We start from the raw sequence: 15,613 nt of genomic DNA on the forward strand, positions 1-15,613 counted from the left end.
ACCGTTCGGCTTGCTGTACGACTTGCGTCGTACTGTTCGAGTGCGGTACGAATGCAGTCGTACTGCACGGAGATGGAAAGGGGTGCGCATGCACCAGTCAGCTCGTTCGGTCGCCGGGTTCTGGATCCTGGCGGCGATGCTCCTGGTCTCGGTCGCGTCGTCGGCCGTGCCGTCGCCGATCTACCCGGTCTACGCAGCCGAGTGGCACCTCACCCCGCTCATGCTCACCGGGGTCTTCGCCATCTACGTCGCCGGCCTGCTCGCGAGCCTGCTCGTCGCGGGTCGCCTGTCCGACCACGTCGGCCGCAAGCCCGTGCTCGTCGTCGGCGGTCTGGGCGTCGCGCTGTCGCTCGGCCTGTTCGCGATGGCGGACGGGGTCGTCGCGCTCATCGTCGACCGGATCGTGCAGGGTGTCTCGGTCGGGCTGCTCATCGGGGCCCTCGGCGCGGCCCTCATCGACAACTCCCTCGAACGCCACCCCACCATGGCGGGCGTGCTGAACGGCGTCATCCCGCCGATCGCCCTGGCCACCGGCGCGATGTCGAGCGGCGCGCTGGTGCAGTGGGGCCCGGCGCCGGAGCAGCTCGTCTACCTGCTGTTCGGCGCGCTCCTCGTGCTCCTCGTGCTCGCACTGTTCGTCGTCCCCGAGCAGGTGCAGCGTCGTCCCGGCGCACTCCGCTCCCTGCGTCCGACGATCAGCGTGCCGCGGTCCTCACGCCGGTTGTTCCGCGGCGTCGCCGGGTCGCTCGTCGCCAGCTGGGCGCTCGGCGGAATGTTCCTGTCGCTCGTCCCCTCGGCGCTCGGCACGGTGTTCGGCATCACGAACCACTTCGCCGCCGGTGCGCTCATCGCCGTGGTCACCGGCGTCGGCGCCCTGACCGGCCTGGCGATCCAGCGGATGGACACCCGTCGCGCGGTCCTGCTCGGGCTCGTGGCCCTCGTGCTCGGCCCGATCGTCACCGTGTCGTTCGTGTTCGCACACTCCCTGCCGGGCATGGTCGTCGGCAGCGCGATCGCCGGTGTCGGATTCGGCGCCGGGTTCCAGGCGCCGTTGCGGATGCTGCTCGCCACCGCCGCCCCGACCCACCGCGCCGGACTGCTCTCCACGATCTACGTCGTCAGCTACCTGGCATTCGGGGTGCCCTCGGTCATCGGCGGGCTGCTCGAGCCCTCGGTCGGGCTCGTCCCGGTCATCGCCGGGTACGGCGGTTTCATCGTGCTCGCCGCAGTCGTCGCCCTCGTGCTGCAGCTGTCGTCGAAGGACGCCGCCGAGGTCGAGGAGCGCGCGGCCGAGGTCATCGAGCGCACCGCGACCGGCTCGATCCGGGTCGCGGCCGAGTAGGCACGGTGCGGAGATGCCCATTCGGTGCGAGGTTGATCGCTCGGTGCGGGCCTGCAGCGCCGCACGGAGCCATCAACCTCGCACACGGTGACCAGCACCGCACGGTGCCGACAGCACCAGCGCCCGACCGCAGCGGCCCGACTAGTGGCCCGGTCGCGCCGAGTTCGTCCCGCGAGCGCGCGCACGCACCCCGACGGTCCGCGCCGCACCGGTGTGCGCAGCATCGACGTCGGCCTTGCCCCGGTCCGCAGCATCGCGCAGACGCTTCGGCCCGTGCCGCTTGGCCCAGTCCCAGAAGCGGTGCAGCTGCGCCTTGAGCCACGTGATGATCTTGTGGAAGAAGTGGAACTCGCTCGCCAGCACCGTGAGGCCGATGAACACCACGAGCCACCCCGGGCCCGGCAGCGGCACCAGGATCAGCCCGATGATGACGACCAGCCCGCCCACCAGACCGACCAGCACCTTGTAGAGCAGGTGCACGTGCGGCCGCGCGTGGATCCAGGTGCGCAGGCGGTGGAACCACTGGAAGCGCTGGCGCGTCGCGCCGTCGGCCCGGGCTTCGCCGGGTCGGTCGTTCGGGTCGCCGTCCATGCCGAAAACGTAGGGCGCGCGGCTGGGAATCAGCGGCGCACGGGGTGGACGCGGGGTGCGCATGCCGGGAGGCGCGTGGCGGGGACAGCCCGCGCCTCCAGGCCGTCAGGCGGCACCGATCGCGTGCCCCTCACGCGTGCGCGACGCACGTCGCCGCCCACGGGACGGCGGCCAGCCGTGCCTCCGGGATGGGCTCGCCGCCGACCGTGCAGCGACCGTAGGTGCCGTCGTCGAGTCGTACGAGCGCTGCGTCCACCTGGCGGACTCGCAGCTGCGCGCCGTCGCGGACCGCACCGAGCGAGCCGCGTTCCCAGGCCAGGGTCGCACCCTCCGGGTCGTGTTCGTCGTCGGAGTTCGCGTCCTGCCGGGCGTCACTGACGTCACGCATGCTCCGCTCGACGTCGAGCAGCAGCCGTTCGTTGCGGGCGCGTTCGGCCTCGAGTGCGGGGCGGGGGTCCTCCATCCCCGCCACGGTAGTCGCGGTGGAATGGCCCCGCCTCCGGATGCGTTCGCATGGACATGACGAAGATCGGGTTCCTGTCGTTCGGACACTGGCGTGACGTGCCGGGGTCGAAGGTGCGCAGCGGGCGGGAGGCCCTGGTGCAGGCGATCGACCTCGCGGTCGCCGCCGAGGAAGCCGGCGTCGACGGCGCCTACTTCCGCGTCCACCACTTCGCGCCGCAGCAGGCCGCGCCGTTCCCGCTGCTCTCCGCCATCGCCGCGAAGACCAGCCGGATCGAGATCGGCACCGGCGTCATCGACATGCGCTACGAGAACCCGCTCTACATGGCGGAAGAGGCCGCGGCCACCGACCTGATCTCCGGCGGCCGACTGCAGCTCGGTGTCTCGCGGGGATCACCCGAGACCGCCCTGGCCGGCTACCAGCAGTTCGGCTACGTGCCCGACGCCTCCGACGAGAACGGCGGCGACATGGCCCGAGCGCACACGAACGTGTTCCGCCGTGCGATCGCCGGCGAGCCGATGGCCAACGCCAACCCGCAGATGACCGGTTCGGTCGGGTCCCTGCCGATCTCCCCGCTGTCCGACTCGCTCGGCGACCGGATCTGGTGGGGCGCCGGCACCCGAGCGACCGCGGAGTGGACCGCCGAGCAGGGCATGAACCTGATGTCCTCGACCCTGCTGACCGAGGACACCGGTGTGCCGTTCGACCAGCTGCAGGCCGAGCAGATCGAACGCTTCCGCCGGGTGTGGTCCGAGTCGGGCTGGGACCGCGAACCGCGCATCTCGGTCTCGCGCAGCATCATCCCGATCATCGACGACGAGTCGCGCCACTACTTCGGCGTGCGCGCGCAGGTCGAGGGGCAGGACCAGGTCGGGCACCTCGACGGCGGGCTGGCCCGGTTCGGCCGGTCCTACATCGGTGAGCCCGAACAGCTCGTCGCGGAACTCGCGGCCGACCAGGCCGTCCGGGCTGCCGACACCGTGCTCGTCACCGTGCCGAACCAGCTCGGTGTGGACTTCAACGCCCGGCTGCTCGCCGCCGTGAAGGACGTGTTCACCGAGGTCGACGCGGAGCCGGTCCCCGCCTGACCGGAAGACCTCAGCTGCTCGGCCAGAGCAGCCGGAACCGCTCGCACACGACCGGCATGTCCGGCGCGAACCCGCGCGGGTTCTCCGAGTGTGCGCGCCAGAACGCCTCGTGCACGGTCCGCCAGTGTTCGAGCGTCCGGTCGCCTTCCCCCTCGGCCCAGGCGTGGTCCGCGTCGACCTGGTCGAACGGAACCACCCGGACCGCCGTCGTCTCGATGACGGCACGGGGCGCACCCGAGCCGGCGGTCACGATGCTCACCTCGTCGGTCGCGGGCAGCGGATCGCCGGTCGCCTCGTAGTCCCAGAGCGACGACGCCGTGCCGACCTTGACCCCGTCGAGCACGAGCTGCAGGAGCGCATCCGCCTGCTCCGGGGTCGCGCCGAAGGACCACGCCTCCGGCACGGCCTCCGGAAGGCTCGGACGCTCGCTGCGTCGCGCGGTCCAGAAGTCGTCGAGCGTCGAGGGCACGCCCCGACCGTAGTGCACCGGTCCGGTCCCCCCTTGTGCTGACACCCGGCTGGGGACTGGGGCGAGGCCGACCGCGCTCCTAGGCTCGGGAGCGTCGATCCACCCCGCACCTCGAGGAGCAACCGTGACGCTGCCGGCCGCAGGCTGGTTCCCGGACCCGCAGGACGCCCGTCGTCTGCGCTGGTGGGACGGTCGCACCTGGGGCGCAGCCACGCGGGTCCCCGCGGCTGCTGCTGACCCGGTCACGCCGATCGTCGTCGCGCCGGTGGGGCCGTCGTTCTCGGTGCAGACCGCGGCGATCCGGACGGACGCGTGGGCATCGGGCACCGCCGGCGACCGTCGGCTCTGCGTGTTCACAGTGCTCGCGGTGCTGCTCGCCGTGGTCTCGGTCGTCGCGAACCCCTGGGGCCTGGCGGGGCTGCTCGCCGTGGCGTGCGGGGTCATCGGCATCGTCCGTCCCGGGGCCGTCGGTGCCTGGGCGGTCCTGGCGCGGAGCGCTTCGGCGAGCGCCCTCGTCGTCGCGGTGACGACGACGGTCATCGCCGCGTCGGCCCAGTTCGACCTGTTCTGAGGGCGGGCCCGCCTACCGGCGCGCCCGCGGGTGTGCCGTCTGGTACACGTCGCGCAGCATGTCCGCCGTGACCATCGTGTAGATCTGCGTCGTGGCGACACTCGCGTGCCCGAGCAACTCCTGCACCACGCGCACATCAGCACCGCCCTCGAGCAGGTGCGTCGCGAATGAGTGCCGGAACGTGTGGGGAGACACGTGTGCCTCCAGGTCGGCGGCAGCAGCGGCGGCCTGGATCACGAGCCAGGCGCTCTGCCGCGACAACCGCGCTCCACGGGCACCGAGGAACAGCGCCGGCGTCGACGCCCCGCGTGCCGCGAACACCGGCCGTGCCCGCACCAGGTAGGCGTCGATCGCGGCACGGGCGAAGCTGCCGAGCGGCACGATCCGCTGCTTGTTGCCCTTGCCGGTGACCTTCACGACCGAGAGCTCACCGTCGGCGTCCGACAGCGTCGTCACGTCGTCGACCGACAGTCCCACCGCCTCGGAGATCCGCGCACCGGTGGCGTAGAGCAGCTCGAGCAGGGCCTTGTCCCGCAGCTGGACGGGGTCGTCGGCGTCGACGGACACCGCCCCGAGCAGCCGTTCCATGTCCTCGACGGGGATCGCCTTCGGCAGCCGCATCGGAGCCTTCGGCGGCCGGACGGCGGTGCCGGGGTCGAGCGGCAGCCAGCCCTCCCCCGCGGCGAAGGCAGTGAACGAGCGCACCGAGCTGAGCATCCGCGCGATCGACCGCGGTGCGAGCGGACCTTCCGGTCGGGTGGCCAGGTGTGTCACGAACCCCGAGACGTCCGCCCGTGCCAACCGTGCCACGTCCTGCAGCGCCGAGGATCCCCCGGCCCGGTCCGCACCGTCCGACTCGACGACCGGAGCGGCCGCCAACCACGACGTGAACACGACGAGGTCCCGCCGGTACGCCGACAACGTGTGCTGCGAGAGTCCCCGCTCGATCGCGACGTGCCGCAGGTACGTCTCCGCGGCACGGTCGAGGGGCATCACCTCAGCAGGCTAACCGGCGCGGGGCCACCCGCCGTCAGTGCAACGCCTCGTCCGGCGTGCCCACGCGGAACCCGGTGAACGTCACGGTCAGCCCGGCCCGCGTCGGCCCGGCGCACAGCAGCCCCGCGGACACGACGGCGTCCGGGTCGAGGTACGCGACCCGGACGAGGCGGGGTTCCTCACCCTCGGCCCACGCCCGGATCGTCACGGCGTCACCGTCGCGGCTCGCGCGGACGGTCACCACCCGGCCCGCCCACTCCGGCACGGGCGACACCGACCAGTCCGAGAACCCCCGCGTCACCACGGCGCCGAGCTGCGGCGCTCCGTCCGAGAACTCCACACCGGCCTTGATCCAGGTATGTTCGTCGACGCGCAGGAACACCCCGGCCTGGTCGAACTGCTCGGTGTAGTCGAGCACGAACGACGCCTCGACCGAGAACGGCCCGTCCGTCGGCTGCAGCAGCGCGTGCTCGGAGTCGTGCACGAACCCGTACGAGGTGGTCCGCCAGGCGTCACTGCCCTCGACCGCGGTGACGCGGAACACGTCGCCGTCGAACCCGGCGACCTCCGGCTCGTGCGTCCAGGTGCCGGAGGTGACCAGGTCGCGCAGACCGTCGGCCGCGGACCCGCTCACTTGCCGCGCTGTTCGATGGCCTCGACGGCGAGCGTCGCGACGACGAGGGCCGAGTTGTTGAGCCGACCGCCCAGGATCCCCTCGAGCAGCTCCGCCCGCGGGACCCAGCGCGTCACGATGTCGGCCTCTTCCGCCTCGCGCTCGAACGCAGACTCGGTCGACCGGACACCGCGCGCCCGGTAGATCTGGATGAACTCGTCGCTGCCGCCCGAGGACGTGTTGTACCGGACCAGGGGCTCCCACGTGTCGGCCTCGAGGTCGGCCTCCTCGCCCAGCTCGCGCTTCGCGGCCGTCAGGTGGTCCTCGCCCTCCATGTCGAGCAGACCGGCGGGCAGCTCCCAGTCGCGCAGCCGCACCGGATGCCGGTACTGCTGGATGACCAGGACGCGGCCCTCGTCGTCCTCGGCGTACACGGCGACGGCGCCCGTGTGGTCGATGTACTCGCGGACCATCGAGTCGCCGTTGTACGCGACGGTGTCGCGGCGCACGTCCCAGACGGCGCCCTCGTACACGACGGTGGATTCGGTGACCTCGAAGGAGGCGGACTCGTCAGCGATCGGTGCGTCTGTCACGTCCCCATCCAAGCACGCGCCCCCCTGACGCCCCCATCGGAACCAGGTTCCGGACACAGCACCGCGTCGTTCCGCGGTTCCGTGTCCGGAACCAGGTGCCGTGGACGCGACCCCGGACGGACGGGAGGCGCGGTGCCAGCTGGCACCGCGCCTCCCGTCCGATCGTGGAGACCGGCGCTTACGCGACCTGCTCCTCGGTCTGCGGGTCGAACAGGCTGGACGCCTCGTGGCGCTCGATGGCGGCCGCGACGAGCCCCGCGAACAGCGGGTGCGCATCGGTCGGACGCGAGCGGAGCTCCGGGTGCGCCTGGGTGGCGATGTAGAACGGGTGCACGTCGCGCGGGAGCTCGACGTACTCCACCAGCGTGCCGTCGGGCGACGTGCCCGAGAAGACGAGGCCGGCGTCCGCGATCTGCTCGCGGTACTTGTTGTTCACCTCGTAGCGGTGACGGTGCCGCTCGGAGGCCTCCGGCGCTCCGTACAGCTCCGCCGCCAGCGAGCCCTCGGCGAACGACGCCGGGTACAGGCCCAGGCGCATCGTGCCGCCCAGGTCGCCGCCGGCGATGATCTCGACCTGCTCCGCCATCGTCGCGATGACCGGCGTCGAGGTCTCCGGGTCGAACTCGGTGCTCGACGCGTCGGTCAGACCGACCTCGTGGCGGGCGTACTCGATGACCATGCACTGCAGGCCGAGGCACAGGCCGAGCGTCGGGATGCCCTGCTCACGCGCGAACTTCAGCGCGCCGAGCTTGCCCTCGATGCCGCGCACGCCGAACCCACCGGGGATGCAGATGCCGTCGACGTCGCCGAGCTGCTTCGCCGCGCCCTCGGGCGTGGTGCAGTCGTCGGACACGACCCACTTCAGCGTCACCTTGGCGTCGTGCGCGAAACCGCCGGCACGGAGCGCCTCGGTGACGGACAGGTAGGCGTCCGGCAGGTCGATGTACTTGCCGACCAGGGCGATCGTGACGGCCTTCTTCGGCTCGTGCACGGCCTTCAGCACCGGGGTCCACGCGGTCCAGTCGACCGGACCGGCGTCGAGCTTGAGCGCCTCGACGATGACCTGGTCGAGGCCCTGGTTGTTCAGCAGGGTCGGCAGGTCGTAGATCGAGGGGACGTCCACGGCGTTCACCACGGCGTCCTCGTCGACGTCGCACATCAGCGCGATCTTGCGCTTGTTCGACTCCGACACCGGACGGTCGCTGCGCAGCACGAGCGCGTCGGGCTGGATGCCGATCGAGCGCAGAGCGGCGACGGAGTGCTGCGTCGGCTTGGTCTTCTGCTCGCCCGAGGCGTTCATGAACGGCACCAGGGAGACGTGCACGAAGAACACGTTGTTGCGGCCGAGCTCGTGCCGCACCTGACGGGCGGACTCGATGAACGGCTGCGACTCGATGTCGCCGACGGTGCCACCGACCTCGGTGATGATGACGTCGGGCTGGGGGTCGTTCTGCGCCTGCTCGCGCATCCGGCGCTTGATCTCGTCGGTGATGTGCGGGATGACCTGCACCGTGTCGCCGAGGTACTCGCCGCGACGCTCCTTGGCGATCACCGTCGAGTACACCTGACCGGTCGTGACGTTCGCGGCCTGCGACAGGTTGATGTCGAGGAAACGCTCGTAGTGCCCGATGTCGAGGTCCGTCTCCGCACCGTCGTCGGTCACGAAGACCTCGCCGTGCTGGAACGGGTTCATGGTACCCGGGTCCACGTTGAGGTACGGGTCGAGCTTCTGCATGACGACCTTGAGGCCGCGAGCCGTGAGCAGGTTGCCGAGGCTGGCCGCCGTCAGGCCCTTGCCGAGAGACGAGACGACCCCGCCGGTCACGAAGATCTGCTTCGTCACCTTCGGGGTCGAGTTCGAAGAATTGGTACCGCCGCTGAGAGTGTCCGCCACGGGATTCCATCGTACGTCAGAACTGCAGGGAGGCGCGACCTCGGTTCGCCGTGGGCGTTGCGCGGGTGGGTGGCCGGGTCCTCGGGCCGTGGCCGGGTCGGCGGGCGGCGCCCGCCTGCTTGGTCGTCAGGCTCGCTGGCCGGCCACGTCGAGCAGCTCGCGGGCGTGCTCGATGCCGCTGGCGCTGTCACCGAGTCCGGAGAGCAGCCGTGCCATCTCCTGCAACCGGTCCTCGCCCTCGAGCCGGCGCACGCTCGACGACGTGACGGCCCCGCTGGCGTCCTTCACGACGTTGAGGTGGTTGTTCGCGAAGGCCGCGACCTGGGCCAGGTGCGTGACGACGATGACCTGCGTGCGCTCGGCGAGCTTCGCCAGCCGTCGGCCGATCTCGATCGCCGCCGCCCCGCCGACACCGGCGTCGACCTCGTCGAAGACGAACGTCGGCACCGTGGTGCTGCCGGCCATGACGACCTCGATCGCGAGCATCACGCGCGACAGCTCACCGCCGGACGCCCCCTTGCCGATCGGCCGGGGGTCGGTGCCGGAGTGCGGCTGGAGCAGGATGGTGACCTGGTCACGGCCGTGTCGGCGGTACTCGCCGGCGTCGGTGACCTCGACCACCAGGGTCGCGCCACCCATCGCGAGGGTCTTCAGCTCAGCGGTCACGCGCTTCGCCAGGTCGGTCGCCGCCTTGGTGCGCGCCGTCGTGAGCGCGGCGGCGGCGGACTCGAGCGCCTGCTCGTCCTGCTCGACCGACTGCTGCAACGCCGCGATCCGGTCGTCGTCACCGTCGAGCTCGAGCAGCCGGTCGCTCGCGCGCTGTCCGTAGGCGATGACGTCGTCCACCGTCTCGCCGTACTTGCGGGTGAGGCCGGCCAGCAGGGCACGGCGTTCGTTGATGAGTTCGAGGTCGTGCCCGGCCTCGGGTTCCAGGGAACCGAGGTAGCTCGAGATGCTCGCCGAGGCCTCGGCCGCCTGGATCCCGAGCTCCGTGAGCTGCTCGAGTACCGGCTGCAGGGCACTGTCCGACGACGCGACGCGCTCCACGGCACGGCGTGCGGACTCGACCAGGCCGACGACGTCGGAGACGCCGTCGAGGGACTCGCTGGACAACGCCTCGTGCGCCAGGGCAGCGGACAACCGGAGCTCCTCGAGGTTGCCCAACCGTTCGGCGCGTTCGGCCAGCTCGACGTCCTCGCCGGGCTGCGGGTCGGCGGCCTCGATCTCGTCGGAGGCCGCGCGGATCCGCTCGGCCTCGGCCACCCGGTCGTCCCGGTCGCGGACCAGGACCTCGAGTTCACCGGCGTGCTGCTGCCAGGCGTCGTACGCGGCGACGTACCGGGCGAGGGCCTTCTCGAGCGAGGCTCCCCCGAACCCGTCGAGGGCAGCCCGCTGCGCCGTGGCCGAGGTCAGGCGGATCTGGTCCGACTGCCCGTGCACGGTGACGAGCTGATCGGCGAGCTCGCCGAGCACCGCCACGGGCGCACTCCGACCGCCCACCGTGGCACGGCTGCGCCCCTCGGCGGAGACCGTACGGGTGAGGATGAGTTCGCCGTCCTCGACGGTGCCGCCGGCGTCCTCGACGCGTTCGGCGACGGCGTCCTGCTCGGGGACGTGCCAGCGGCCTTCGACGACGGCGCTGGAGGCCCCGCGGCGCACCGAGCCGGCATCGGCCCGCGCACCGAGCAGCAGCCCGAGCGCCGTGACGATCATGGTCTTGCCCGCACCGGTCTCCCCGGTGACGACGGTGAAGCCCGGCCCGAGTTCGAGCGTGGTCTCACCGATGACACCGAGGTCGCGGATCGCGATCTCCTCGATCATCGGGTGTTCTCCCTGCTCATCGGGTGTTATCCGGGCTCATCGGTCGTCCTCGTCGCTCTGGGGGCCGCGCCACCCGGCGACGGGCAGCTGGAACTTCGCGACCAGGCGGTCGGTGAACGGAGCGTCCTTGAGTCGGGCGACCCGCACCGGGTCGGGCGAACGCCGGACCTCGACTCGGGCGCCCGGGGGCAGGTCGTGGGTCCGTCGGCCGTCGCACCAGAGCACACCGACGCCGCTCGTGCGCCGCAGGACCTCGATCGCGAGCGTGCAGTCCGGCCCGACGACGATCGGACGGGCGAACAGGGCGTGGGCACTCAGCGGCACCATGAGCAGCGCGTCGACGTCCGGCCACACGATGGGGCCACCGCCGGAGAACGAGTACGCCGTGGAGCCGGTCGGGGTCGACACGACCACGCCGTCGCAGCCGAACGACGACAGCGGGCGGCCGTCGACCTCGGTCACGACCTCGAGCATCCGCTCCCGCGAGGCCTTCTCGATCGTGGCCTCGTTCAGCGCCCAGCTCGAGTAGACGATCTGGTTGCCCACGACCACGTCGACCTGCAGGGTGACGCGTTCCTCGACGTTGTACTCACCGGACAGCGCGCGCTCGACCGTTTCGGACAGACCGTCGCGCTCGCTCTCGGCCAGGAACCCGACGTGCCCGAGGTTCACCCCGATCAGCGGAGCGCCGGTGTTCCGCACGAGTTCGGCCGCGCGGAGGATCGTGCCGTCGCCACCGAGCACGATGACGATCTCGAGCTGGTTCGGCTGGACGTCGACGCCGAGGATGTCGACCTTGCCGACCGACGCTTCGGCACGACGGATGTCGGCGTACTCGTCGAAGGGCATGACGGGCGTGAGACCGGCCGCGTGCAGGAGGTCGCAGACCTCGACCGCAGCGTCGATCGAGTCACGGCGACCCGTGTGGGACACGAGCAGGATGTGCCGTTCGTCACTCATGAAGACCCTTCCGTGAGTTCGGTCGCCCGGACTCTCCATTCTGTCGGATTGCCCCCGACACCGCGCTGGAAGCGGGCCAGGTACTCGTGGTTGCCGTGTGTCCCGACGATCGGGGACGCGGCGAGCCCACTGGTGCCGAGGCCCAGGTCCCACGCCGCCCACAGCACGTTCATGAGCGCGTCGTTCCGGAGCCCGGCGTCGTGCACGATGCCCTCGCGCACACCGCCACGACCAACTTCGAACTGGGGCTTCACCAGGAGCACGAACTCGTCCGCGGGGACGGCTTCGGCCAGCGCCGGCAGCACGAGTCGGAGCGAGATGAAGGACAGGTCCCCCACCACCAGGCTCGTCTCGGCAGCGGTGCCGTCGAGCGCCAGGTAGTCGGCGCGCGTGAGGTTCCGCGCGTTCGTCCCCTCGACCACGGCGACGCGTTCATCGAGCGCGATGGTCGGGTGCAGCTGTCCGTGCCCCACGTCGAGCGCGATGACACGGCGCGCGCCGCGTGCGAGCAGCACCTGGGTGAACCCGCCGGTGCTCGCGCCCACGTCGAGCACGACCCGACCGGAAGGGTCGACGTCGAACGCGTCGAGTGCACCGACGAGCTTCCGGGCCGCGCGCGAGACCCACTCGTCCGCGGCGTCGACCTCGATGTCCGCGTCGGATGCGATCGGCGTCGACGGCTTCAGGACGGCACGGCCACCCACGAGCACCCGGCCGTCCTGGATCAGCTTGCTGGCGACGGTGCGCGACCGTGCGAGCCCGCGTGCAGCGAGGAGGGCGTCGAGGCGGACCGGGGTCGCGTCGTGCACGGTTCCGTCCGGCTCAGGCACTCGCGGAGCCGCCGCTCTCGAGCCGCGTCCGCAGCTCGTCGTGCAGGGCGGAGAAGGCGTCGGCGCGGTCGGCGAGCGGCAGGGCCTCGGCCTCGGCGGTGCGCGCGGCGAAGGCGTCCTGCTGCTCGGGTTCGGCGGACGGTTGCTCGGGGTTCGGCACGTCCGACACGCTACTCGCCGCCGTACAGCTGCGGGTCCACGTCGAGGCCGTAGATGGCCAACCCGGACTCCCAGATGAGCGTCGAGCCGGCACGGAGCCGATCGATGTCCGTCCCGGCGTCGAGCACCCGGACGACGTGCCCGCGCATCGCCACCGTCGCAGTACCGACGGTCACGTACCGGGTGCCGTCCTCGTCCTCGCGCCGCACCGTCTCCGGGTACGGCTGGGACAGCCCCCGGAGGTCTTCGAGCACGTAGGTGGGACGCGAGCGCTGGTCGGCCGCGAGCACCTGCTTCGCCTTGTCGATGCCGGTGAGCACGAGCACGCTCGGGATCCCGACGTCGTTCGCGCCCTTGATGTCGGTGTCCAACCGGTCCCCGATGAACAGCGTCCGACCGCCGCCGAAGCGCTCGACCGCCGTGTCGAAGATCGGCCGCTCGGGCTTGCCGGCGACGACGGGCATCCGGCCGACCGCCTGGTGCACGGCGGACACGAGCGTGCCGTTGCCGGGCGCGATGCCCCGCTCGACCGGGATCGACCAGTCCATGTTCGTGGCCACCCACGGCACGTCCGGGTCGGCCAGGGCGAAGGAGGCCTCGGCCAGTTCCTTCCAACCGAGGTCCGGTGAGAAGCCCTGGATGACGGCGGCCGGGGAGTCCTCGGCACTCGAGGTGACGGTGAACCCGGCTTCCTCGACGATGCTGGACAGCCCGAGCCCGCCGGTGACCAGGACGGTCGCTCCGGCCGGCACCAGGGTCGCGAGCAGCTGGACGCCGGCCTGTGACGAGGTGACGACGTCGCCCTCGGACACCTCGAGCCCGTAGCGCTCGAGGTGCTCGGCGACGTCGATCGGCCGGCGCGATGCGTTGTTCGTGATGTAGCCGACCCGCGCCGTGAGCGATGCCCGGGTCAGGGCTTCGACCGCGTGCGGGATGGCGTTGCGGCCCCGGTAGACGACGCCGTCGAGGTCGGTGAGGACCACGTCGACGCCGTCGGTCAAGGCCGCCGAGTGCTCAGCCGGCTGCGGAACCGTCGACGTCGCGGGGGTTGTCGTCGTCGATCTCGCCGGGCTCGTCGGCTGCGGAGGTGTCGTCGTCGAGGTCGTCGAGGGCGGGTTCGTCATCGAGGTCGTCGTCGAGGTCGTCGGCGGATTCGTCGTCGCCGTCGAGTTCGTCGGTCGCGACGTCGTCGGCGCCGAGGTCATCGGCGTCGTCGTCTCCGGCGTCTCCGTGTTCTTCGACTTCGAGCGTTTCCTCGACCACATCAACTGTCTCCCAAGCGTTGTCGTCCGCGATTTCGGCGAGGGCCGCTGCCGCGCGGTCCACACGGGCCCACCACTCGTCGGCCTCGTCCTGTCGACCGAGCTCCTCGAGCGTGGCCGCGTAAGCACTGTAGAGCGCCGGGGACCACGTGTAGGCGGTGGATGGGTCGAGCTGTGGAATCTCCAGCTCGCCGAGGGCGGCTGTGGGATTCCCGAGGTCGAGACGAGCGCCGGACATGGCGATCGCGAGCTCGACCTGCACCGGGGTCTCGAGGGCCGAGCGCTCGACCGAACGACCGAGCTCGAGTGCCCGCTCCGGTCGGCCCAGGCCACGCTCGCAGTCCACCATCATCGGCAGCTGGTCGTTGCGGCCGGAGATCCGACGGTAGGTGCGGAGCTCCCGGAGCGCTGTGGCGAAGTCGCCGAGGCGGTACGCGGTGATCGCGGCCGTCTCGCGGACGACACCGACACGACCGGCACGACGAGCAGCGCTCAGGGCGTGCTGGTTGGCCGTCTCGGGGTCGTCGTCGACGAAGAGTGCGGCGGCCACGAGGTGACGCGCAACCCAGTCGGCGTTGTCCTTGCTGAGGGTCTTCAACTCCATCCGGGCCGCGGGGTCGAGGTCGCGCGCCTGGATCTCCTCGGGGATCTCCGGGTCGTCGTGGCGCGGACGGATCGACTTGGTGCCGTAGGGGTCGCGGTCCTCCCAGTCGTCGCGCGCGGCCTCACCGAAACGGGCGCCGGCGTGACGGCTGCCGTCACCGAAACGACGACGGTCTTCGCCGCCGTCGCGAGCCGGGCGATCCGACGAACCCCCGCGGAACGGACGGTCGGACGAACCACCACGGGCCGATCGGTCGGACGAACCACCACGGTACGGACGGTCTCCGTCACGAGCGGGACGATCGGAGCCCCCGCGGTACGGGCGGTCCCCATCGCGACGCGGACGGTCAGAACCGCCCTGGAAGGGTCGGTCCCCGTCACGGCGGGGCCGGTCTGAGGACCCGCCACGGTACGGACGATCACCATCACGCGCCGGGCGGTCTGACGATCCACCACGGTACGGACGATCGCCGTCACGCGCCGGGCGGTCAGACGATCCACCGCGGTACGGACGATCGCCATCACGACGCGGACGGTCTGAACCACCCTGGAACGGGCGGTCACCGTCACGACGCGGACGGTCAGAGCTCCCACCACGGAACGAACGATCCCCATCACGAGCCGGGCGGTCGGAGCCACCACGGTAAGGACGGTCGCCATCGCGTCGCGGACGATCGGCACCGCGCGGACCATCACCGCGCGGCGGCCGGCCGGAGTCACCGCGGTCACCCTGCCACGACGGACGGTCGTTCCGGTCGCCGGACCGGAACGGACGATCGCCATCGCGACGCGGAGCGCTGTCCCGGCGGGGTGAGCCGTCTCGGAACGGACGGTCTCCACCCTGCGGACGATCACGACGGTCACCTTCGCGCCGCTCGAACTCACGAGGACCGGACGACCAACGACCATCGCTCTGGCCGTCCCGACGCGGAGCGCCGTCGCGACGCGGGAACCGGTCGCCGTCCCGTCGGGGTCGATCTCCGCGGTCCCCGTCGTTCCGCCGCTGATCGTCGTCGTTCGCCACCGTTGCTCCTCATCGCGTGCCCGGTGCAGTGCCTCGGGCGTTCGTCCGCTGTGTCGTTGTGTTGGGTGCCGCGTCGGTCGACCGACGTCGGCTTCCAGTCCATCACGAACCGGAGCCGGCGTCGAGTGAACGGCGGCAGAAACAGAAATGGCCACCGGCCCCGACCGAGAACGAGGGTTTCCCCTGCGAATTCTCGATGGAGGGCCGATGGCCACATCTTTCATACGTTAAGTCCGGCGGCGTCCTACTCTCCCACAAGGTCCCCCTTGCAGTACCATCGGCGCTGAGAGGCTTAGCTTCCGGGTTCGGAATGTGACCGGGCGTTTCCCTCTCG

17 protein-coding genes and 1 rRNA gene are annotated in these 15,613 nt (G+C 71.3%); 3 read left to right on the forward strand and 15 right to left on the reverse strand.

All coding sequences use genetic code 11. From position 1 onward, the window contains the following. Positions 1–88: 88 nt before the first annotated feature. The gene (locus DEJ06_RS14895; protein WP_111032691.1) at positions 89–1,342 is read left to right on the forward strand and encodes an MFS transporter; all 1,254 of its coding nucleotides are present in this window, start codon (positions 89–91) and stop codon (positions 1,340–1,342) included. Between the two features lie 141 nt (positions 1,343–1,483). Here the strand turns inward: DEJ06_RS14895 and DEJ06_RS14900 are convergent, their stop codons facing one another. Continuing rightward, positions 1,484–1,933: a TIGR02611 family protein gene (locus DEJ06_RS14900; protein ID WP_111039831.1), complete on the reverse strand. Its 450-nt coding sequence runs from the start codon at positions 1,931–1,933 to the stop codon at positions 1,484–1,486. A gap of 130 nt (positions 1,934–2,063) precedes the next feature. Continuing rightward, a complete protein-coding gene (locus tag DEJ06_RS14905; protein ID WP_111039832.1) occupies positions 2,064–2,396 on the reverse strand; it encodes a TraR/DksA C4-type zinc finger protein in 333 nt (110 codons plus the stop codon). Between the two features lie 50 nt (positions 2,397–2,446). Between DEJ06_RS14905 and DEJ06_RS14910 the strand changes: the two genes are divergently transcribed. After that, positions 2,447–3,484, forward strand: a complete 1,038-nt coding sequence (locus DEJ06_RS14910; protein WP_111039833.1) for an LLM class flavin-dependent oxidoreductase — start codon at positions 2,447–2,449, stop codon at positions 3,482–3,484. Between the two features lie 10 nt (positions 3,485–3,494). Here DEJ06_RS14910 and DEJ06_RS14915 read toward each other — a convergent pair whose 3' ends face one another. Then, positions 3,495–3,953, reverse strand: a complete 459-nt coding sequence (locus DEJ06_RS14915) for an ASCH domain-containing protein (protein ID WP_220036512.1) — start codon at positions 3,951–3,953, stop codon at positions 3,495–3,497. Positions 3,954–4,077: 124 nt separating this feature from the next. Here DEJ06_RS14915 and DEJ06_RS14920 point away from each other — a divergent pair, with 124 nt between their 5' ends. Further along, complete coding sequence (locus DEJ06_RS14920) at positions 4,078–4,524, forward strand: DUF2510 domain-containing protein (RefSeq protein WP_111032687.1); 447 nt, start codon at positions 4,078–4,080, stop codon at positions 4,522–4,524. 12 nt (positions 4,525–4,536) lie between these two features. On the opposite strand, the gene DEJ06_RS14925 is transcribed toward DEJ06_RS14920, so the two are convergent. The 12 genes from DEJ06_RS14925 to rrf form a co-directional block, all read right to left on the reverse strand. Beyond that, positions 4,537–5,517 (reverse strand): site-specific tyrosine recombinase XerD, encoded by a 981-nt coding sequence (locus tag DEJ06_RS14925; RefSeq protein WP_111039835.1) that lies wholly within the window; start codon positions 5,515–5,517, stop codon positions 4,537–4,539. 37 nt (positions 5,518–5,554) lie between these two features. Continuing rightward, entirely contained in the window at positions 5,555–6,154 is a 600-nt protein-coding gene (locus tag DEJ06_RS14930) for a DUF1349 domain-containing protein (protein WP_111039836.1), read from the reverse strand. After that, positions 6,151–6,726 carry an NUDIX hydrolase gene (locus DEJ06_RS14935; RefSeq protein WP_071245128.1) on the reverse strand — a complete coding sequence of 192 codons (576 nt, stop codon included), beginning with the start codon at positions 6,724–6,726 and terminating at the stop codon, positions 6,151–6,153. The genes DEJ06_RS14930 and DEJ06_RS14935 overlap by 4 nt, the downstream gene beginning before the upstream one ends. A 178-nt stretch (positions 6,727–6,904) precedes the next feature. Beyond that, positions 6,905–8,620 (reverse strand): CTP synthase, encoded by a 1,716-nt coding sequence (locus DEJ06_RS14940; protein WP_111039837.1) that lies wholly within the window; start codon positions 8,618–8,620, stop codon positions 6,905–6,907. 126 nt (positions 8,621–8,746) lie between these two features. Next, positions 8,747–10,441 (reverse strand): DNA repair protein RecN, encoded by a 1,695-nt coding sequence (gene recN / locus DEJ06_RS14945; RefSeq protein ID WP_111039838.1) that lies wholly within the window; start codon positions 10,439–10,441, stop codon positions 8,747–8,749. A 36-nt stretch (positions 10,442–10,477) separates the two neighbouring features. After that, a complete protein-coding gene (locus DEJ06_RS14950) occupies positions 10,478–11,401 on the reverse strand; it encodes an NAD kinase (protein WP_071245131.1) in 924 nt (307 codons plus the stop codon). Then, a complete protein-coding gene (locus DEJ06_RS14955) occupies positions 11,398–12,210 on the reverse strand; it encodes a TlyA family RNA methyltransferase (protein ID WP_258372505.1) in 813 nt (270 codons plus the stop codon). Before DEJ06_RS14955 ends, DEJ06_RS14950 begins: the two co-directional genes overlap by 4 nt. A gap of 13 nt (positions 12,211–12,223) precedes the next feature. Next, on the reverse strand, positions 12,224–12,391 hold the full coding sequence (locus tag DEJ06_RS18385) for a hypothetical protein (RefSeq protein WP_181422652.1): 168 nt from the start codon (positions 12,389–12,391) through the stop codon (positions 12,224–12,226). A 10-nt stretch (positions 12,392–12,401) separates the two neighbouring features. After that, positions 12,402–13,391, reverse strand: coding sequence for an HAD-IIA family hydrolase (locus DEJ06_RS14960; RefSeq protein WP_111032681.1), 990 nt, complete (start codon positions 13,389–13,391; stop codon positions 12,402–12,404). Between the two features lie 13 nt (positions 13,392–13,404). Next, the gene (locus tag DEJ06_RS18390; protein WP_111039840.1) at positions 13,405–14,256 is read right to left on the reverse strand and encodes a hypothetical protein; all 852 of its coding nucleotides are present in this window, start codon (positions 14,254–14,256) and stop codon (positions 13,405–13,407) included. Then, entirely contained in the window at positions 14,247–15,119 is an 873-nt protein-coding gene (locus DEJ06_RS18395; protein WP_181436855.1) for a hypothetical protein, read from the reverse strand. Before DEJ06_RS18395 ends, DEJ06_RS18390 begins: the two co-directional genes overlap by 10 nt. 391 nt (positions 15,120–15,510) lie before the next feature. Further along, a 5S ribosomal RNA gene (rrf, locus tag DEJ06_RS14975) occupies positions 15,511–15,613 on the reverse strand; the annotation flags it as partial.

Origin of the sequence: Curtobacterium sp. MCLR17_051, from assembly GCF_003234395.1 — a bacterium.
In the GTDB taxonomy this organism is placed as follows: domain Bacteria; phylum Actinomycetota; class Actinomycetes; order Actinomycetales; family Microbacteriaceae; genus Curtobacterium; species Curtobacterium flaccumfaciens.